Raw genomic sequence first — 19125 nt, forward strand, 5'->3', positions numbered from 1 at the left:
AATCAATAGAATTTATCAATATATTAACAAAATCTATTGTTGATCCACCCGGCAATTTCCTTCAGCGCCTTATCAAAATTACGATACACCGGGTTAAACGGAATCGGCATCAGCTTGCCCTGCGCCGATGACGAAACGATCAGCCGTGACTCTTCCTCCGGGCTGAAAGGATCGTTATCCCAGTAGCCGGAAAGCATCGGTGTCGGGCAGCGGCGCCCCAGTAAACCCTGGGTTTTCAGCGAATAGCGGTTCAGCTCCACGCGCAATGCTTCATCAGAGGCATCGTGCATACCTAAACGCGAGGCCAGGACGTCGAGGTACATTTCCGGCACGCGGCCCTGACGCAGCGGATCGCTCAGCAGGCTATGGACCACCGGACCAAGGCAGGCCACGGCCTTCAGATTCTGCGCTTCCAGATAGGCCAGACGTACGGCGATGTTAGCGCCGAAGCGGAAGCCAAAAGCCGCGAGGCGGGTATGATCCACCCAGGGAACATCGCGCAGCTGCTTAATCACGTGCTGATGCAGCATGCTGGAATCCTGGGTTAGCTTCCATTTGGAAGAAAAACCGATCGACGGCATGTCCACCGTCAACATCGCAATGCCAAGCGGGGCAAAATAACGCTCGTACAGGCTGTAATAGTCGCTTTGCAGGCCATCCAATCCGCCGCACATCAGTACCGTCGGGAACGGGCCATCACCTTTAGGCATATGCAGAAAACCGGTGATTGGCGCGCCGCCGGGAATCGCAAACTCCAGTTCCCGCATTGACCCCGGCAGACGTTTGGCGGCCTCTTCATAAGCACGGTTCGCCAGCGCCTGTGCCTGTTCGGCGAGGTCATCCCCCTTCAGGTGCGGATAGGCGGCAATGCTATAAAGATTAGAGGCATGCAGCCAGTGACGGCCGCTGAGGGTCTCGTCCTGCTCCTGCATGGCCTTCTGCTGCCACTGCATCGCCTGCGTTGACCACTCGTAAATCCAGTTGCCGCCGCGATAGCCCACCACGGTGTCGTACAGCTCATCGTCGGTGCGTTCGGCAGTACTCATGACGATACGCGCCTGCACGTCGAGAATTTCCTGCGGCGAGACGCCACGCCAGATCCACATCAGACGATTAATCATTCGATACCAGTGCGGTACGGTGCTGCCGCTCAGCGCAGACTGCATGCTTGGAGCTTCACCGCTACTGAACCGGCGTACCAGCGTGGACGTTTCAGGGTGTTTAAAACGCGGCTTAAATAGCGTTTCGCTGAGATTAGCTTCTGGCATCACAAAACCTCCATGGATACGATCTTTAATCCATTGTAACGCGTGGGACATTAAAAAAAACAACGCCCGGCATGACCGGGCGTTGGAAGCGCATTTATTGACTGAATTAACGGCCAGAAATAGGCGGTACAAATACCACGCCCATGTCCCACGGCTGTTCAATCCAGGTATCCTGCGGGATATCTACAACATAATCGTCAACCAGCGGGCGGCCAGCCGGTTTAGCGAAGATGGTGACGAAATGTGCTTTTGGATACATTTCGCGAATTGCCACGGCAGTACCGCCGGTATCGACCAGATCGTCAATAACGATAAAGCCTTCGCCATCGCCTTCTGCGCGCTTCAGGACCTTCAGCTCGCGCTGGTTGTCGTGGTCATAGCTGGAGATGCATACGGTGTCGACATGACGAATGCCCAGTTCACGTGCCAGCAGTGCGCCCGGTACCAAACCACCGCGGCTAACGGCGATGATGCCTTTCCACTGTTCAGATGGCATCAGGCGTGCAGCCAGCTTGCGCGCGTGAATCTGCAACATGTCCCAGGTGACGACGTATTTTTCGCTCATGTGAAGTGTCCCAGCCTGTGTTATACGGCTTAAAAAGTGTTCAAGGGGGAAATAGGTTGCGCGAGATTATAGAGATCTGACGCACTAAAAACCAGTGTTAAGCGGAATCCCCGGCTCTTTTTACGTGGTTTGTTCTACCGGAAAGGGCAGAAAGTGGTATTCTCAACCCCATCGCGCAAGCCAGGCTTGTGGTATATGTCTATGCTAACCCTTTACCTGCAAGCGACTTTTGCAGAAAGCCGTAAGGAGACTCATCGTGTCTGAACTGTCTCAATTATCCCCGCAACCTTTATGGGATATTTTTGCCAAAATCTGTTCTATTCCGCACCCTTCTCATCATGAAGAGCAGCTCGCCGCGCACATCGTCGGCTGGGCGAAAGAAAAAGGCCTTCACGCCGAGCGCGACCAGGTTGGCAACATTCTGATTCGCAAAGCCGCGACTCCGGGTATGGAAAACCGTAAACCGGTTGTGCTGCAGGCTCACCTCGATATGGTGCCGCAGAAAAACAATGACACCGTACACGACTTCGCCAAAGACCCGATTCAACCGTACATCGACGGTGAATGGGTGAAAGCCCGTGGTACCACGCTGGGTGCCGATAACGGTATCGGTATGGCTTCCGCGCTGGCGGTGCTGTCTGATGAGTCCGTTGAACACGGCCCGCTGGAAGTTCTGCTGACCATGACCGAAGAGACCGGTATGGACGGCGCGTTTGGTCTGCAACCGAACTGGCTGCAGGGCGACATTCTGATCAACACCGACTCGGAAGAAGAAGGTGAAATCTATATGGGTTGCGCCGGTGGTATCGACTTCACCAGCAACCTGCCGCTGACTCGTGAAGCCATTCCGGCTGGTTTCCAGACCTTCAAGCTGACGCTGAAAGGCCTGAAGGGCGGCCACTCCGGCGGTGATATTCACCTCGGCCTCGGCAACGCCAACAAACTGCTGGCACGTTTCCTGGTAGCCCACGCGGCGGAACTGGATCTGCGTCTGGTTGACTTCACCGGCGGTACTCTGCGTAACGCGATCCCACGTGAAGCCTTCGCCGCTATCGCTATTCCGGCAGACAAAGTCGACGCGCTGAAAGGGCTGGTAGAGACCTATCTGCACATTCTGCAAAACGAGCTGTCTGCCAAAGAGAAAAACCTGACGCTGGTACTGGAAAACACGACCATTGAAGGTAAAGCGCTGACTGCGGCATCTCGCGATGCATTCACGCAGTTGCTGAACGCAACGCCGAACGGTGTGATTCGTAACTCCGACGTGGCAAAAGGTGTCGTCGAAACCTCCCTCAACGTGGGCGTGGTTTCCATGACGGAAGATACCGCCACGATCCACTGCCTGATCCGTTCCCTGCTCGACAGCGGTAAAGATTACGTAGTGAGCATGCTGGAATCACTGGGTGCGCTGGCGGGTGCCAAAACCCAACCGAAAGGCGGCTACCCAGGCTGGCAGCCGGACGCGAACTCTCCGGTCATGAAGCTGGTGCGTGAAACCTATCAGCGCCTGTTCAACAAGGTGCCAAACATTCAGATTATCCACGCGGGTCTGGAATGTGGTCTGTTCAAGAAACCGTATCCGAACATGGATATGGTCTCCATTGGGCCAACCATCACCGGGCCACACTCTCCGGATGAACAGGTTCATATCGAAAGCGTTGGCCAGTACTGGCAGCTGCTGACGGAACTGTTGAAAGCGATTCCGGTGAAGTAAGTTCTACGCTTCGCCTGGCCGGTCTACCTGGTAGGTAGCCCGGCCATGTAACGCAACGCCGGGATATTTTACCGGCGTTTCTCCATCCGATAATTCACAAACGCCTCCCCACGCGCCACTACCCGCTGTTCTGCGACAACCTGAAATCCCATACGCTCAAAACACGGCCTGGCAGTGATACTTGCCTCCACCGTTAATGTTCCCGTTGGTATCAAAGCGAACAACTCGGCCAACAAAGCGCTGGCGACTCCCTGCCGGGAATGCGTCGGCGAAACAAACAGCAGGTCAATATAGCGATCCTCGGCGGTAATAAAACCGACGACTTCTCCCTCTTTTTCTGCGACCAGCACTCGCGAGGCCGCCAGTTTTTGCCGCCAGCGAGCTTCATCCACCTGAGCCCAGGCGTCGATTTGCGCGGGGGCATAGTGCTGGCTGGCTGTTTCCCGTACCGCACGCAGAAAAATCTGGCATAAGGTTGTGAAATCACCGTCGCGATAGGCCCGAATTTGCATCGTTAAATCCCTAACAGAAGCTGGCGTTCCAGCTGTGGATCCAGCAGTGAGACATGTAAACCAACCAGCCGTACGCCACGTTCCGACCTACGCTCGTGCCAGGCTTTGTGCGCGGTGGCGATCAGATCGTCTTTATTGAGTTGCGGCCAGACGTGCTCCTGAGTGGTCTGCTGAAAGTCATTGAATTTGAGTTTAATTCCCTGACGGGCAATACGCAGGTCGGGCCGGACTTTCGCTAACCGCCGTTCGAGTTCAGGGTAGAGACGCTCGACGATGGCTTCGCAGTCGACCCATTCATGAATGTCCTCTTCCAGCGTACGCTCCACGCCGATCGACTTGCGCTGGCGATCGTTGTGGATCTCACGTTCGTCGATCCCATGACTACGCTCCCAGAGGATCCGTCCGAATTTACCAAAGCGCTTGAGCAGCATCGCGAGATCGCTATTCTGCACATCTTCGCAGGTGCGCAGCCCCATACTTTCCAGCTTAGCCGCTGAGACTTTGCCCACGCCGGGAATTTTCGCCAGCGGCAGGGTTTGCAGAAACGCCGGGACCTCGGCGGGCGTAAGAACGAACTGGCCGTTGGGTTTGTTAAGATCGGAGGCGATTTTAGCCAGAAACTTCACCGGCGCAACGCCCGCAGAGGCCGTCAGCGCCAGCTCGTTGAAGATGGTCTGGCGAATTTCCTGCGCCATTAGCGTGGCCGAGCCGTGGCAGTGCACGCTATCGCTGACGTCCAGATAGGCTTCATCCAGCGAGAGCGGTTCAATCAGCGAGGTGTAGCGGGAGAAAATTTCCCGAATGTGGTGGGAGGCTTCACGGTAGGCTTCAAAGCGCCCCGGCAAAAGCGTCAGGTGCGGACACAGCTTCAGGGCGGTAGCGGTAGGCATTGCACTGCGTACGCCAAATTTACGCGCCGGATAGTTCGCCGTGCTGATGACGCCACGCTGCACCCGACTGCCGCCGATGGCGACAGGAATATCGCGCAGGGCGGGGTTGTCGCGCATTTCGACCGCGGCGAAGAAGCAGTCCATATCGATATGGATTATTTTGCGCATCGTTAGCCCTCACTTACCACTGGATAAGTATACAGCATAACTTTGGCAAATGAGAAGTGTTGCAAATCGCCCGGCAGAGCCGGGCGATTAAGGGACTACAGGATGCGGTTCTGTTGGCGCTGCGCCTCGCGGGCCATCCGCTTTTTACGCGCATCGCACGGTTCCGGGCAGTCGCACACTTTTTCCAGCCCCAGCGAAGAGATGCCGCCGCAGCTGCCCTGCAGGCTTTTCCGCTTCACCAGATACCCCAGCGACATACCGAGGATCACGAGGGCAAAAATGCAGAACGTCGCCAGAAATACCGTTAACATCATCAGCCTCCAAAGTCGTCGAGCATGATGTTTTCATCCTCCACGCCTAGCTCTTTGAGCATCTTAATGACCGCGGCGTTCATCATCGGCGGCCCACACATATAGAACTCACAGTCTTCCGGCGCCGGGTGGTCACGCAGGTAGTTCTCATACAGGACGTTATGAATAAAGCCGGTGTAGCCCGTCCAGTTATCTTCCGGCTGCGCGTCGGAAAGCGCAATATGGAAGGTAAAGTTCGGGTTATCACGTGCCAGCTGCTCAAACTCCTCTTCATAGAACATTTCACGCAGTGAACGCGCGCCGTACCAGAAGCTGATTTTGCGATGACTATGCAGGCGCTTAAGCTGATCGAAGATATGCGAACGCATCGGCGCCATCCCCGCACCGCCGCCGATAAACACCATTTCAGCATCGGTGTCTTTGGCGAAGAACTCGCCGAACGGCCCGGAAATGGTCACCTTGTCGCCGGCCTTAAGCGACCAGATATACGAGGACATAATCCCCGGCGGCGCATCCGGCGCGGACGGCGGCGGCGTGGCGATACGCACGTTGAGCATGATGATGCCCTTTTCTTCCGGGTAGTTCGCCATTGAATAGGCGCGCAGCGTCGGTTCTTTCACGTCGGAGACATAGCGGAAGAGATTGAATTTATCCCAGTCGCCACGGTATTCGTCCGGCACGTCAAAGTCGGCGTACGCGACTTTATGCGGCGGGCACTCAATCTGAATATAGCCCCCGGCGCGGAACGGCACGCTTTCACCCGCAGGAATCGCCAGCTTCAGCTCTTTGATAAAGGTGGCTTTGTTATCGTTAGAGATAACTTCGCATTCCCACTTTTTCACGCCAAAGACTTCGTCCGGCAGCTCAATTTTCATGTCCTGACGCACGGCGACCTGACAGGCCAGGCGGCAGCCTTCTTTGGCTTCGCGCTTGGTAATGTGCGACAGCTCGGTTGGCAGAATTTCACCACCGCCCTCTTTCACCGTGACCCGGCATTGGCCGCAGGAGCCGCCGCCGCCGCAGGCTGAGGAGATAAAAATACCGTTGCTGGACAGCGTATTCAGCAGCTTGTCGCCCGCCGGGGTTTTAATCTGCTTATCCGCTTCGTTGTTAATTTCAATCACCACATCGCCAGCGTTAACCAGCTTCGATTTGGCAAATAAGATCAGCAGCGATAGCACCAGCACAATCAGCGTAAACATCACTACGCCAAGTATAATTTCCATGATTAACGGCCCTTATAGCTGCACACCGGAGAATGACATAAAACCTAACGCCATCAGCCCGGTGGTGATAAAGGTGATCCCTAAGCCGCGCAGTCCCGCAGGCACGTTTGAATACTTCATCTTTTCGCGAATTCCCGCCATCGCAACGATTGCCAGCATCCAGCCGATACCGGATCCAAAACCGTAAACGATGGATTCACTGAAGTTATAGTCACGCTGTACCATAAACGACACACCGCCAAAGATGGCGCAGTTCACCGCAATCAGCGGCAGGAAGATACCTAACGCGGTGTACAGCGACGGGAAGTATTTATCGAGGATCATCTCGAGGATCTGCACCAGCGCCGCAATCACCCCGATAAAGGTGATGAAGTTGAGGAAGCTGAGATCCACGCCGTCAACCAGCGCGCCGTCACGCAGCACCAGGTTGTAGACCAGGTTGTTGATCGGTACGGCGAGCCCGAGAACCACCGTTACCGCCACACCAAGACCAAAAGCGGTGGAGACCTTCTTCGAGACCGCAAGGAAGGTACACATCCCGAGGAAGAAGGCCAGCGCCATGTTTTCAACGAACACGGCGCGGACAAACAGGCTAATGTAGTGAGCCATAATCGGTTACTCCTTTTCCTGCTGTTCCGGCTTCCAGCTACGCAGCGCCCAGATCAGCAGACCGATAATGAAAAACGCGCTCGGCGCGAGCAGGAACAGGCCGTTTGGCTGATACCAGCCACCGTTTTGCACTGTCTCCAGCACCGTGACGCCAAACAGCTTGCCGCTGCCAATAAGCTCGCGCAGGAAACCAACGATGAGCAGAATAGCGCCATAACCCAAGCCATTGCCGATGCCGTCCATAAAGCTCGCCAGCGGTGGCGACTTCATGGCGAACGCTTCTGCACGCCCCATCACGATACAGTTCGTGATGATAAGCCCGACGAAAACCGACAGCTGTTTTGAGGTCTCATAGGCAAACGCGCGCAGTAACTGATCGACCACAATAACCAGTGAGGCAATAATCGCCATCTGTACGATGATACGTACGCTGTTAGGAATATGGTGGCGGATCATCGAGATGAACATGCTGGAAAACGCCGTCACCAGCGTGACCGCAATGGTCATCACAAACGCCGTTTCCAGCTTGGTGGTGACCGCCAATGCCGAGCAGACGCCGAGCACTTGGAGCGCGATCGGGTTATTGGCGATAAGCGGCCCCACCAGCAGGCGTTTCATCTCTTTCATTTCACCCTGTTCAGCCATGTTTCAGCCCTCCTTCACGCACCTGTTTCAGGAACGGGCCAAAGCCCAGTTCGCCCATCCAGAAATCAAAGCTGTGCTGCACGCCATTGGCCGTGAGCGTTGCGCCAGAAAGACCGTCCACCGCGTACAGATCGCCCTGTGGTGCCGCGCCCTTCATGACTTTCAGCGCCGGATGACCTTCATCGTTGACGACGCGTTTACCGACAAACTGCGCACGCCAGTTCGGGTTTTCAACCTCGCCGCCGAGCCCCGGGGTTTCTCCCTGATCGTAGTAAGTGATGCCTTTAATGGTGCGCCCGTCAGTGTCCAGCGCCACAAATGCATACATCATTGACCACAGACCGTTGCCATAAATCGGCAGGACGATCTCCTGTACCTGCTGCTTTTCGTCTTTGATGAGGTAGATTTCCACCATGTTGCTGCGACGACGAATACCGGCTGGGTCTTCGCTGGAAGACAGCGCGATACTCTGTTGCGGGTCCTTCAGCGCCTGGATCTGGTTAAACTTCCCGGGGTCGCCCTCAAGCATCGTGCCGCTTTTCAGATCCAGCAGCCGTGGCGTTACGCGGCTGGCATACACCTCAGCCACCTCGTCAGCAGACATCTTGTCGTGCATCAGCCCGGCCACCGCCAGAATATTGCGCTGTTTATCCAGCGCCCGCTGCTCCTGCTGAAGCGGCTTGAGGCCTACGGCAGAACCGGCAACCACAATAGAGCAGACCAGACAAAGCACCAGCACCACCAGCAGCGTTTTGCCGATGCTATCGTTACTTTTCTTCTCAGCCACGCGACTTCCTCCGCTTAATATTGGCCCGCACCACCAGGTAATCGAACAGTGGTGCAAAGAGGTTGGCGAACAGAATGGCCAACATCATCCCTTCTGGATAAGCTGGGTTAACGACGCGAATCAGCACGCACATTGCGCCAATCAGCGCGCCATAGCACCATTTGCCTTTATCGGTAAACGAGGCGGAAACCGGGTCAGTGGCCATAAACATCATGCCGAAGGCAAAACCACCGAGCACCAGATGCCAGTACCACGGCATGGCGAACATCAGGTTGGTTTCGGAACCAATCAGGTTAAACAGCGTGGCGCAGACGATCATGCCGACCATCACGCCGGCCACGATGCGCCAGGAGGCGACGCGGCCAAAGATAATCAGCGCCCCGCCAAGCAGGATCATCAACGTGGAGACTTCACCGATGGAGCCCGGAATGTTGCCGATAAAGGCATCCATCCAACTGACCGGCTGCCCGCTGACGACGTTGACCAGCGCTTCACCACCATGGCTCGCCCATTGGGAGAGCGGCGTCGCCCCGGAGAATCCATCGGCGGCGGTCCAGACCAGATCGCCGGAGATTTGCGCCGGATAGGCAAAAAACAGGAATGCACGCCCGGCCAGCGCCGGGTTGAGGAAGTTGCGACCGGTGCCGCCAAAGATCTCTTTCGCAATCACCACACCGAAGGAGATGCCGAGCGCCGCCTGCCATAACGGCATGGTCGGCGGAACAATCAGCGCAAACAGTATTGAGGTGACGAAGAAACCTTCGTTGACTTCATGCTTGCGCACAATCGCGAACAGCACTTCCCAGAACCCGCCAACCAAAAAGACCGTGGCGTAAATTGGCACAAAGAACACCGCGCCCAGCATCATCATGCTGAGCCAGCCGGCATCCGGCGCGAAGCTGACGCCCAGCGCCTGCGCCACACTGTAGTGCCAGTTGCTGGCAATCACCTGCTGCAATTGCTCTGCGCCGTACAGCTTGTGTAGCGCCGGGATGGTTTGCAGCCCGACGTTATACATCCCCCAGAACATCGCCGGGAAAACGGCGAACCAGACGAGGATCATCATGCGCTTCAGGTCGATGGCGTCGCGAACGTGCGCCGCGCCTTTGGTGACATGCCCCGGCGTATAGAGCAACGTCGCCGTCGCTTCATACAGCGGGTAATATTTTTCCAGCTTGCCGCCCTGCGTGAAGTGCGGCTCAACTTTTTCCAGTAGCTGTTTTAAGCCCATCACTTAACCTTCCTGCTCAATTTGCGTTAATACGCGGCGCAACACCGGCCCGTATTCGTATTTGCCCGGGCAGACGTAGGTGCACAGCGCCAGGTCTTCTTCATCAAGCTCCAGACAGCCCAGCGCCTGCGCGCTGTCGGTATCGCCTGCCAGCAGGTCGCGCAGCAACATAGTAGGCAGAATATCCAGCGGCATCACCCGCTCGTAGTTGCCGATAGGCACCATCGCGCGCTCGCCGCCATGGGTATCCGTCGAGAGATTAAACAGCTTCTTCTTGAGGAAGTGGCCTAGCGTGGTGCGGGTAATCGAAAACTTGTCGCGCCCCGGCGTTACCCAGCCAAGCAGCTCTTTTTCGCGCCCTTCTTTCAGCACGCTCACCTGCAGGTGGAAGCGGCCAAGAAACGCATGCGGGCCCGATGCCTGGCTGCCGTTAAGTACAGAGCCGGACAAAATACGGTTTTCACCCTCAAGCAGTTCTCCCGCCAGCAGGGCATTGAGATCGGCCCCCAGGCAGGTGCGTAACAGACGAGGATGCTTAACCTGCGGGCCGCCAAGGGCGATGACGCGCTCGGTCCAGATGACACCGTCAAGGAACAGCTTGCCGTAGGCAATCACGTCCTGATAGTTCAGATGCCATACTTGCTTTTGCAAGCTGACTGGCTCCAGGAAATGAATGTGAGTACCGACTAACCCTGCCGGATGCGGGCCAGTGAACTGATTGAACGTCACCTGCCCCTGCGGATGCCCACCCAGTTTGCCGCCGCTGCTCTGACAGACGTGGACTTTACCGTCAGTCAAACGCGTCAGCACGGTCAGGCCGGCGTTAAACGCCTCGCGCTGGGCGAGAATAATTGGCTGCGGATCGGCGGACAGCGGGTTAGTGTCCATAGCGGTCACGAAAATCGCCGCCGGTACTGAACCAGGCGCCGGGGTTTTGCTGAACGGACGCGTGCGCATGGCCGTCCACAGCCCGGATTCCACTAACTGCGTCACCACCACGTCGCGCGGCAGCGTTGCCAGTTCATCGGCAGGATAGGCCGTAAAGTTCAACGACTCGTCACCTTCGACGTCAATGACTACCGACTGCAGGACGCGGCGTTCGCCACGGTGAATTGCGCTAACCGTACCGCTAGCGGGGGCAGTGAAACGTACGCCAGGAATCTTCTTGTCCTCAAAGAGCAGTTGCCCTTTCACGACCCTGTCGCCCTCTTTTACCGCCATCGAAGGACGCAGTCCGTTATATTCTTCGCCTTTTACCGCCACGCGGGTCACGGCAACGTCATCAATACGTTGCTGGTCGGGCAATCCAGCTATAGGCAGATCGAGGCCTTTGGTTATTTTAATCATACTGTTCGCAGGTATCCGTTAACGACGGCGTCAACTCAGCGCTGAGGCCAGCGTTTAGGTTAACGAGACAAAAGAAAGGAGGTTCGCCTGAAGGCCAATCGTATTCCATCACCAGGCATGATGGGAATCTGAAGCATCCTTTCTTACACTGTTTAGAGAGTTACTACCTGAATCATCCAGCGAGTATCCGTTTTACCCATTTTCAGCCTGAATGATTACGTAACGAAAGTTTACCATTTTATCCTTCGCTGATGCAGTAGTTCCGCTTTTCTGGCCACTAAATTGCGAGCTGAGACGCAAACTGCTACGGATTCGGACAAAGATATCTGGCGAATCATCGGTTTATCCTACACTCTTTTTACAGGCTTCCATTTAGCGGGCGATCAGCACAACACACCGCCCCATCGTGGGAATACAACACGAAATTGTAAACGCCAAACGCCCCACTTGCGAAAAAATGCGGTGGTGCTAAGGTGAGCGCACAAAAAACAGATTTGTCTGCTTTTTTCTCTCTGTTGCCTCTCCTGGCGTGTAGTTATTTTTTATCAAGGAACAAGTAGTATGCGCAAAATCGCATTATTTATTGCGATGCTTTTAATGCCGTGCGTTTCGTTTGCTGGGTTAATGAGCAGCAACAGTCCGACGACGCCTGTCAGCAAAGAATATAAGCAGCAATTGATGGGCTCCCCAGTCTACATCCAGATTTTCAAGGAAGAGCGCACGCTCGACCTCTATGTGAAAATGGGTGAAACCTATCAACTCCTTGATAGCTATAAAATTTGTAACTACTCCGGCGGTTTAGGGCCGAAGCAGCGTCAGGGCGATTTCAAAAGCCCGGAAGGGTTTTATTCGGTACAACGCAGCCAGTTGAAGCCAGACAGCCGCTTCTATAAAGCGATTAATATCGGCTTCCCGAACGCGTATGACCGCGCGCATGGCTATGAAGGAAAATACCTGATGATTCACGGTGCCTGCGTATCGGTGGGCTGCTATGCCATGACCGACTCGGGTATTGATGAAATCTTCCAGTTCGTGACCGGCGCGCTGGTCTTCGGGCAGTCCAGCGTCCAGGTCAGCATTTATCCGTTCCGCATGACCGATGCCAACATGGAACGTCATAAATATTCCTACTACAAAGATTTCTGGCAGCAGCTTAAGCCGGGCTACGACTACTTCCAGCAGACGCACAAACCGCCGATGGTTTCGGTCGTCGATGGCCGCTATGTCGTGAGCAAGCCGCTGAGCCACGAAGTGGTTCAGCCGCAGCTGGCGTCAAACTACGCGCTCCCCGAGGCAAAATAAGCGCCATTCGCCTGGCATAATCTTGTGCCAGGTTTCATTCCCCGTCAGCGGTTGGGTGGCAATCACAGTCACCACATCGTTGGCGGTCGTTTCCTGCTGAAAATCAATTTCCACATCCTGATCCAGCAGCTTCGCCACGCCAAACGGCGCCCGACGGGTAATCCAGTACAGGTTGGTGGAGCAGAACGCCATGACGTAACGCCCGTCAGACAGCAGCATATTGAACACGCCTTTTGCGCGCATTTCTTCCGCCAGCGAAGCAATATACTTAAACACCGCCTGCATATTTCCGGGCGTACGCGGGTAGCGTTGGGTCAGCTTGTGCAGCAGCCAGCAAAATGCCTTTTCGCTGTCAGTTTCTCCGACCGGGCGGAATTGTCCGGTCTCCAGCGTTTTATAGCCAGAGAGCTGACCATTGTGGGCGTAGGTCCAGTTGCGTCCCCACAGCTCACGGGTGAATGGATGCGTATTTTCCAGCGCCACCATGCCGCGGTTCGCCTGACGGATATGCGCGATCACCGAACAGGACTTGATAGGATAATCCTGAACCAGTTTGGCAATCGGCGACTGATAGCTGGGCTGTGGATCTTTAAAGGTGCGACACCCTTTTCCTTCATAAAAGGTGATACCCCAGCCGTCTTTATGCGGCCCGGTGCCGCCACCGCGCTGTACCAGCCCGGTGAAACTGAAGCAAATATCGGTTGGCACATTAGCGCTCATCCCGAGCAGTTCGCACATATCACACCTCCACAGCAAACGGGGCCGAAGCCCCGTGAAACTTATGCCTTAACCATCTCTTTTTCGATCAGCATGATCAGGATGTGAATCACTTTAATGTGAATTTCCTGCACGCGATCGGCGTAACCAAAGTGCGGTACGCGAATTTCAATATCCGCAGAACCGGCCATTTTACCGCCGTCTTTACCGGTCAGGGTGATGACCTTCATGCCTTGCGCACGTGCCGCTTCAATCGCTTTGATCACGTTAGCTGAGTTGCCAGAAGTGGAAATACCCAGCAGCACGTCGCCCGAGCGCCCCACGGATTCAACGTAACGAGAGAAAACATATTCATAGCCGAAATCATTGCTCACGCAGGAGAGATGGCTGACGTCAGAGATCGCAATCGCCGGGTAGCCCGGACGGTTTTCACGATAGCGACCGGTTAGCTCTTCGGCAAAGTGCATCGCATCACAATGAGAGCCGCCGTTACCGCAGGAAAGCACTTTACCACCGGCCTTAAAGCTATCCGCCAGCAGGACTGCTGCGCGCTGAATGGCATGGATATTGGCTTCATCTTTCAGAAAGTTTGCCAGCGTATCGGCCGCTTCATTCAGTTCGTTACGAATAAGATCCTGGTACATGAGGATAATCCTTCAGCATTAATAAAATTGTCGCCGCTAGTGTACCGGATAGCATCACCACAGAGAAGCAAGGGCCGATGTATTCAGCGGATGTTTGAATTTTTGGTGCGCTAAAAAGCATCAACAATGTGAGCGAGGTTGTAATTATTTTGTAAACACATTGCTAATTAAAATCACATCAACTACAACCATATCATCACAAGTGGTCAGACCTCCTACAAGACAGGGGCATTTCTCTATGATGATTTTGAGTATTGTTTTAACCATTGCTTTACTCGGTGCACTCTTCTATCACCGCATCAGTTTAGCGCTCGGTAGCGTGATTTTACTGGCGTGGACCGCGGCGCTCGGCGCTGCTGGCCTGTGGAATTTGTGGCTGCTGGTACCGCTGGCCATCATTCTGGTGCCGTTCAACTTTACGCCAATGCGTAAAGCGCTGATCTCCGCGCCGGTATTCCGCATGTTCAGTAAGGTAATGCCGCCGATGTCGCGCACCGAAAAAGAAGCGATCGATGCCGGCACCACCTGGTGGGAAGGCGATCTGTTCCGCGGTAATCCGGACTGGAAAAAGCTGCACAACTATCCACGTCCGCAGCTCACCGCCGAAGAACAGGCCTTTATCGATGGTCCGGTGGAAGAAGCCTGCCGCATGGCGAATGATTTCCAGATCACCCACGAAATGGCGGATCTGCCGCCGGAGCTGTGGGCGTACCTGAAAGAACACCGCTTCTTCGCAATGATCATTAAGAAAGAGTACGGCGGCCTGGAATTCTCCGCTTATGCTCAGGCACGCGTATTGCAGAAGCTGTCCGGTGTTTCCGGGATCCTGGCGATTACCGTCGGCGTACCGAACTCCTTAGGGCCGGGCGAGTTGTTGCAGCACTACGGTACTGAAGAACAGAAAAATCATTATCTGCCGCGCCTGGCGCGTGGTCAGGAGATCCCTTGCTTCGCGCTGACCAGCCCGGAAGCCGGTTCTGATGCCGGTGCTATTCCGGATACCGGCGTCGTCTGCATGGGGGAATGGCAGGGTGAACAGGTGCTGGGTATGCGCCTGACCTGGAACAAACGCTACATTACCCTCGCGCCAATCGCCACCGTACTGGGGCTGGCGTTTAAACTCTCCGATCCGGATAAACTGCTGGGCGGCGCGGAAGACTTAGGTATTACCTGTGCGCTGATCCCCACCAGCACCCCCGGCGTGGAAATTGGTCGTCGTCACTTCCCGCTGAACGTACCGTTCCAGAACGGCCCAACCCGCGGTCAGGACATCTTTGTTCCAATCGATTACATCATCGGCGGGCCAAAAATGGCCGGTCAGGGCTGGCGTATGCTGGTTGAGTGTCTGTCCGTAGGCCGCGGCATTACCTTGCCGTCGAACTCCACCGGCGGCGTGAAATCCGTCGCGCTGGCCACCGGTGCCTACGCGCATATTCGCCGTCAGTTCAAAGTGTCCATTGGTAAAATGGAAGGCATTGAAGAGCCGTTGGCGCGTATCGCAGGCAACGCCTATGTGATGGACGCCGCCGCGACCCTGATTACCTACGGCATTATGCTCGGTGAAAAACCGGCGGTCCTGTCGGCTATCGTCAAGTACCACTGTACCCATCGCGGCCAGCAGTCCATTGTTGACGCCATGGATATCGCCGGGGGCAAAGGCATTATGCTGGGCGAAGGCAACTTCCTGGCCCGTGCTTACCAGGGCGCGCCAATTGCCATCACCGTGGAAGGTGCAAACATCCTGACCCGTAGCATGATGATCTTCGGCCAGGGCGCCATTCGCTGCCATCCGTACGTGCTGGAAGAGATGGCCGCCGCGCAGAATAAAGACGTTAACGCCTTCGATAAACTGCTGTTTAAACACATCGGCCACGTCGGTAGCAACAAAGTGCGCAGCTTCTGGTTAGGTCTCACTCGTGGCTTAACCAGCTCGACGCCGACCCGTGATGCGACGAAGCGTTACTACCAGCATCTGAACCGTCTGAGCGCCAACCTGGCCCTGCTGTCTGATGTTTCCATGGCGGTGCTGGGCGGTAGCCTGAAGCGTCGTGAGCGTATCTCCGCGCGTCTGGGCGATGTGCTGAGCCAGCTGTATCTCGCTTCTGCCGTCCTGAAACGCTATGACGATGAAGGTCGCCATGAAGCCGATTTACCGCTGGTACATTGGGGCGTGCAGGATGCGCTGCACCAGGCAGAGCAAGCAATTGACGATCTGTTGAAGAACTTCCCGAACCGCTTTGTTGCCGGTGCCCTGCGCCTCGCCATCTTCCCGACCGGCCGTCATTACGATGCGCCGTCCGATAAGCTGGATCACAGCGTGGCGAAGATTCTGCAAACGCCGAGCGCCACTCGCTCCCGTATTGGCCGTGGCCAGTACCTGACGCCGAGCGAACATAACCCGGTGGGCCTGCTGGAAGAAGCGCTGGTAGACGTGATGGCAGCGGACCCTATCCACCAGCGCATCTGTAAAGAAATTGGCAAAAACCTGCCGTTTACCCGCCTGGACGAACTGGCACGTAACGCGCTGGCAAAAGGGCTTATCGATCAAACCGAAGCAGCCATTCTGATTAAAGCGGAAGAAAGCCGTCTGCGCAGCATCAACGTCGACGATTTCGCTCCGGACGAGCTGGCGACCAAGCCGGTAAAGCTGCCGGACAACGTGCGCAAGGTTGAAGCCGCGTAACCTCTTCGATTTGTTATCCCCAAAGCGGAGCCTGGCTCCGCTTTTTTTTATCCAGACTGTCCTCAGCGCGGCAGCGTCCTGATAAGGTGTTACAGTTAGATTTACGTCCTGCAATAAAGGAGTTCATCACGTGCCTGGCTTGAAGATTACCCTTTTACAACAACCCCTGGTCTGGATGGATGGACCAGCCAACCTGCGACACTTTGACCGGCAGATGGAAGAGATTGTCGGGCGCGACGTGATTGTACTGCCGGAAATGTTTACGACCGGATTTGCCATGGAAGCCGCCGAACAGTCGATGGCAGAGGAAGAGGTTGTCGCCTGGATGCGAGAGCAGGCACTGCGCACCAACGCGCTGGTTGCCGGCAGCGCCGCGCTGCAAACGCCGCTGGGTGCGGTTAATCGTTTCCTGCTCGTGGAGCCGGAAGGTCAGGTCCACCTCTACGACAAACGCCATCTGTTCCGTATGGCCGATGAGCATCACCACTATATTGCGGGTAACCAGCGCGTGGTGTTGACGTGGCGCGGCTGGCGCATTCTGCCGCTGGTGTGCTACGACCTGCGTTTCCCGGTGTGGTCGCGCAACCGCAATGACTACGACCTGGCGCTGTACGTTGCCAACTGGCCCGCGCCGCGTTCACTGCACTGGCAGGCACTGCTGACGGCACGTGCTATTGAGAATCAGGCTTACGTCGCTGGGTGCAACCGCGTTGGTACCGACGGCAACGGCCATCACTACCGCGGAGATAGCCGCATCATCACCCCACAGGGCGAGATTCTGGCTACCGCCGAACCCCATCTGGCGACCCGCATTGACGGAGAACTTTCTCTGACGCAACTCCAGGAGTATCGCGAGAATTTCCCTGCCTGGCAGGATGCCGATCCGTTTGCGTTAGGTTGATTCCTCAGCGTGTGGATGAACGCCACACGCCCGGCGAGCAGCCATATTCCAGCTGAAAGTGGCGGATAAAGTGGGCACAGTCGCTAAACCCCATACGCCTGGCGATATGCGTCACGCTCTGCTGCGAGTTTTTCAGCAACCAGCAGGCGTAGCGCAAGCGGGCGCTACGGATAAAGTCACGGGCATTTTTACCAAACTCAGCGTGAAATAGCCGATTAAGCTGCCGCTCGCTTAACTGCACGTCATGTGCCAGCCAGGCGGTAGTGAGTGGACGGGTCAGATACTGTTCAATATTCAGTACCGCCCGTCGTAACCTGGAATCAGGGATTCGCTTCACATTTGGCGGCTGCAGCGTGGCCGCGTCATGCGAAACCAACGACAGGTGCTGACAAACGGCTGCCGCCACTTCATCCCCCGCATAACGTCGGATAAGTTCGGTGGCAAAACTGATTGTCGAGACGCCGCCAGGACAGGTGACTACATCACCCTCATCAATAAAATCATACCCTTGCTCAGCGTAAACCTGAGGAAACCGCTGGTGGAATGCCTCAAGCATATTCGGATGGATAGACGCTCTCCGCTCATTGAGTATCCCTTCCTCTGCCAGCACGAAACTCCCCGAGCCAATCCCCACCAGCGGAACATGAGCGTGATGTGCATGGCTCAGATATTCACAGGCAGCACGGGAACCTTCATTCAGACAGCGAAGGCTGCCGCCAATGATTGCAATATGGCTAAAGAGTTCAGGGGAAAGATAAGGTGAACCCGCCCTCACGCTGATACCAGCACCGCTGGCAATTGGGCTCTCGGAACACTCGTTCAGCAACGAGAACGTAATGGCACTTTGCCGACGGCGCTTTTTCACGCTGCCAGCATAACGCAACGCTTCCATTAGCCCGGAAAGTGCCAGAAGGGAAAATCCGGGCCACAGTAGCAACCCCATGTGTATAGACGAATCAGACGGGGCATCGCCATCCGGTGATTGGAATAGAGTGTTCATTTACTTGCCATAAATAATTAATCATTTGTTGTAGTACGCTATTTTTATATTTCATACGATATCTGCGATTGTATAAACCAAGCATAAATGACACCTGCATCATTTTAAAATCTTTTATTTTCCTATTTTTATTTCTTTGAACTTCGACACACATAGGTCGGCAACGTACCTAATGTAAAAATATAGTTGCCATTTCGTTGTTCGTTGATACGCATGTAGATACTTTTTTCGGGATAGACAAAGAATAGGGGCTCATATTTTACCAGCCATTCATCATCAACGTTATCGTCAGGGAATTTCAAATTCCGCTCAGAGGTTAAATAATAGAGGTTATCGTTACGTTCAACGCGGAAGAATATTTTCCGGTTAAAGATTTTATCCTCATCGCTGTGTACACTGCCGTTCATGCTCAGCGTGCCGGTTCGCCCATCAAAGGCATAGTTAAGCCAGATAGCCAATTTTTCCCCCGGATGATGTTGAATTAGATTGGCCTGACAGTTAAAGGACGGCGGATAATAGCGCAGCCACAGATAATAGCCTCCCAGAATCAGCGCAGCGGCAAGGCAAAAGCAAAATGCAGAAAACAGTTGGCGATAACGCGCCAT

At 55.1% G+C, this 19125-nt stretch carries 19 protein-coding genes; 4 read left to right on the forward strand and 15 right to left on the reverse strand.

The window, feature by feature from the left end; translation table 11 throughout:
• Nucleotides 1-23 precede the first annotated feature (23 nt).
• Nucleotides 24-1268, reverse strand: a complete 1245-nt coding sequence (gene frsA, locus K7B04_RS00210) for an esterase FrsA (protein WP_167576656.1) — start codon at nt 1266-1268, stop codon at nt 24-26.
• Between the two features lie 106 nt (nt 1269-1374).
• Complete coding sequence (gene gpt / locus K7B04_RS00215; RefSeq protein ID WP_064547670.1) at nt 1375-1833, reverse strand: xanthine phosphoribosyltransferase; 459 nt, start codon at nt 1831-1833, stop codon at nt 1375-1377.
• A gap of 256 nt (nt 1834-2089) precedes the next feature.
• On the opposite strand from gpt, the gene pepD reads away from it, so the two are divergent.
• The gene (gene pepD, locus K7B04_RS00220; RefSeq protein ID WP_223803265.1) at nt 2090-3547 is read left to right on the forward strand and encodes a cytosol nonspecific dipeptidase; all 1458 of its coding nucleotides are present in this window, start codon (nt 2090-2092) and stop codon (nt 3545-3547) included.
• Between the two features lie 68 nt (nt 3548-3615).
• Here the strand turns inward: pepD and K7B04_RS00225 are convergent, their stop codons facing one another.
• The 9 genes from K7B04_RS00225 to K7B04_RS00265 all read right to left on the reverse strand — a co-directional run bounded on the left by K7B04_RS00225 (nt 3616) and on the right by K7B04_RS00265 (nt 11273).
• Nucleotides 3616-4059, reverse strand: coding sequence for a GNAT family N-acetyltransferase (locus K7B04_RS00225; protein ID WP_223803266.1), 444 nt, complete (start codon nt 4057-4059; stop codon nt 3616-3618).
• 2 nt (nt 4060-4061) lie between these two features.
• Nucleotides 4062-5117, reverse strand: a complete 1056-nt coding sequence (dinB, locus tag K7B04_RS00230; protein WP_163449469.1) for a DNA polymerase IV — start codon at nt 5115-5117, stop codon at nt 4062-4064.
• A 95-nt stretch (nt 5118-5212) separates the two neighbouring features.
• Complete coding sequence (gene nqrM, locus K7B04_RS00235) at nt 5213-5428, reverse strand: (Na+)-NQR maturation NqrM (RefSeq protein ID WP_064547684.1); 216 nt, start codon at nt 5426-5428, stop codon at nt 5213-5215.
• A gap of 2 nt (nt 5429-5430) precedes the next feature.
• Nucleotides 5431-6654 (reverse strand): NADH:ubiquinone reductase (Na(+)-transporting) subunit F, encoded by a 1224-nt coding sequence (gene nqrF / locus K7B04_RS00240; RefSeq protein ID WP_064547662.1) that lies wholly within the window; start codon nt 6652-6654, stop codon nt 5431-5433.
• Nucleotides 6655-6666: 12 nt separating this feature from the next.
• Nucleotides 6667-7263 (reverse strand): NADH:ubiquinone reductase (Na(+)-transporting) subunit E, encoded by a 597-nt coding sequence (gene nqrE / locus K7B04_RS00245; protein ID WP_064547661.1) that lies wholly within the window; start codon nt 7261-7263, stop codon nt 6667-6669.
• Nucleotides 7264-7269: 6 nt separating this feature from the next.
• A complete protein-coding gene (locus tag K7B04_RS00250; RefSeq protein ID WP_163449467.1) occupies nt 7270-7908 on the reverse strand; it encodes an NADH:ubiquinone reductase (Na(+)-transporting) subunit D in 639 nt (212 codons plus the stop codon).
• Nucleotides 7901-8695 (reverse strand): Na(+)-translocating NADH-quinone reductase subunit C, encoded by a 795-nt coding sequence (locus tag K7B04_RS00255; RefSeq protein WP_223803267.1) that lies wholly within the window; start codon nt 8693-8695, stop codon nt 7901-7903. Before K7B04_RS00255 ends, K7B04_RS00250 begins: the two co-directional genes overlap by 8 nt.
• Complete coding sequence (locus tag K7B04_RS00260) at nt 8688-9926, reverse strand: NADH:ubiquinone reductase (Na(+)-transporting) subunit B (RefSeq protein WP_223804222.1); 1239 nt, start codon at nt 9924-9926, stop codon at nt 8688-8690. The genes K7B04_RS00255 and K7B04_RS00260 overlap by 8 nt, the downstream gene beginning before the upstream one ends.
• Nucleotides 9927-9929: 3 nt before the next feature.
• The gene (locus K7B04_RS00265) at nt 9930-11273 is read right to left on the reverse strand and encodes a Na(+)-translocating NADH-quinone reductase subunit A (RefSeq protein ID WP_223803268.1); all 1344 of its coding nucleotides are present in this window, start codon (nt 11271-11273) and stop codon (nt 9930-9932) included.
• 561 nt (nt 11274-11834) lie between these two features.
• Between K7B04_RS00265 and dpaA the strand changes: the two genes are divergently transcribed.
• A complete protein-coding gene (gene dpaA / locus K7B04_RS00270) occupies nt 11835-12575 on the forward strand; it encodes a peptidoglycan meso-diaminopimelic acid protein amidase (protein ID WP_064547653.1) in 741 nt (246 codons plus the stop codon).
• Here the strand turns inward: dpaA and K7B04_RS00275 are convergent.
• Together K7B04_RS00275 and lpcA are read right to left on the reverse strand one after the other, a co-directional pair.
• Entirely contained in the window at nt 12546-13313 is a 768-nt protein-coding gene (locus tag K7B04_RS00275; RefSeq protein ID WP_064547651.1) for a class II glutamine amidotransferase, read from the reverse strand. The genes dpaA and K7B04_RS00275 overlap by 30 nt on opposite strands.
• Before the next feature lie 41 nt (nt 13314-13354).
• Entirely contained in the window at nt 13355-13936 is a 582-nt protein-coding gene (gene lpcA, locus K7B04_RS00280; RefSeq protein ID WP_065357896.1) for a D-sedoheptulose 7-phosphate isomerase, read from the reverse strand.
• A gap of 238 nt (nt 13937-14174) precedes the next feature.
• Between lpcA and fadE the strand changes: the two genes are divergently transcribed.
• Complete coding sequence (gene fadE / locus K7B04_RS00285; protein ID WP_167576666.1) at nt 14175-16619, forward strand: acyl-CoA dehydrogenase FadE; 2445 nt, start codon at nt 14175-14177, stop codon at nt 16617-16619.
• Between the two features lie 130 nt (nt 16620-16749).
• A complete protein-coding gene (locus K7B04_RS00290; protein WP_163449463.1) occupies nt 16750-17520 on the forward strand; it encodes an amidohydrolase in 771 nt (256 codons plus the stop codon).
• A 4-nt stretch (nt 17521-17524) separates the two neighbouring features.
• Here K7B04_RS00290 and K7B04_RS00295 read toward each other — a convergent pair whose 3' ends face one another.
• The gene (locus K7B04_RS00295; protein ID WP_163449462.1) at nt 17525-18520 is read right to left on the reverse strand and encodes a helix-turn-helix domain-containing protein; all 996 of its coding nucleotides are present in this window, start codon (nt 18518-18520) and stop codon (nt 17525-17527) included.
• A gap of 128 nt (nt 18521-18648) precedes the next feature.
• Complete coding sequence (locus K7B04_RS00300) at nt 18649-19125, reverse strand: hypothetical protein (RefSeq protein ID WP_163449461.1); 477 nt, start codon at nt 19123-19125, stop codon at nt 18649-18651.

The organism is Kluyvera sp. CRP (assembly GCF_019930565.1).
Classification (GTDB): domain Bacteria; phylum Pseudomonadota; class Gammaproteobacteria; order Enterobacterales; family Enterobacteriaceae; genus Kluyvera; species Kluyvera georgiana_A.

Coding starts and splice junctions, on each gene's coding strand:
- gpt (WP_064547670.1), bottom strand. CDS start 1,833: ATGAGCGAAAAATACGTCGTCACCTGGGACATGTTGCAGATTCACGCG.
- K7B04_RS00250 (WP_163449467.1), bottom strand. CDS start 7,908: ATGGCTGAACAGGGTGAAATGAAAGAGATGAAACGCCTGCTGGTGGGG.
- K7B04_RS00225 (WP_223803266.1), bottom strand. CDS start 4,059: ATGCAAATTCGGGCCTATCGCGACGGTGATTTCACAACCTTATGCCAG.
- K7B04_RS00265 (WP_223803268.1), bottom strand. CDS start 11,273: ATGATTAAAATAACCAAAGGCCTCGATCTGCCTATAGCTGGATTGCCC.
- dinB (WP_163449469.1), bottom strand. CDS start 5,117: ATGCGCAAAATAATCCATATCGATATGGACTGCTTCTTCGCCGCGGTC.
- K7B04_RS00295 (WP_163449462.1), bottom strand. CDS start 18,520: ATGAACACTCTATTCCAATCACCGGATGGCGATGCCCCGTCTGATTCG.
- nqrE (WP_064547661.1), bottom strand. CDS start 7,263: ATGGCTCACTACATTAGCCTGTTTGTCCGCGCCGTGTTCGTTGAAAAC.
- K7B04_RS00275 (WP_064547651.1), bottom strand. CDS start 13,313: ATGTGCGAACTGCTCGGGATGAGCGCTAATGTGCCAACCGATATTTGC.
- K7B04_RS00260 (WP_223804222.1), bottom strand. CDS start 9,926: ATGGGCTTAAAACAGCTACTGGAAAAAGTTGAGCCGCACTTCACGCAG.
- fadE (WP_167576666.1), top strand. CDS start 14,175: ATGATGATTTTGAGTATTGTTTTAACCATTGCTTTACTCGGTGCACTC.
- frsA (WP_167576656.1), bottom strand. CDS start 1,268: ATGCCAGAAGCTAATCTCAGCGAAACGCTATTTAAGCCGCGTTTTAAA.
- nqrF (WP_064547662.1), bottom strand. CDS start 6,654: ATGGAAATTATACTTGGCGTAGTGATGTTTACGCTGATTGTGCTGGTG.
- nqrM (WP_064547684.1), bottom strand. CDS start 5,428: ATGTTAACGGTATTTCTGGCGACGTTCTGCATTTTTGCCCTCGTGATC.
- lpcA (WP_065357896.1), bottom strand. CDS start 13,936: ATGTACCAGGATCTTATTCGTAACGAACTGAATGAAGCGGCCGATACG.
- dpaA (WP_064547653.1), top strand. CDS start 11,835: ATGCGCAAAATCGCATTATTTATTGCGATGCTTTTAATGCCGTGCGTT.
- K7B04_RS00300 (WP_163449461.1), bottom strand. CDS start 19,125: ATGGCGCGTTATCGCCAACTGTTTTCTGCATTTTGCTTTTGCCTTGCC.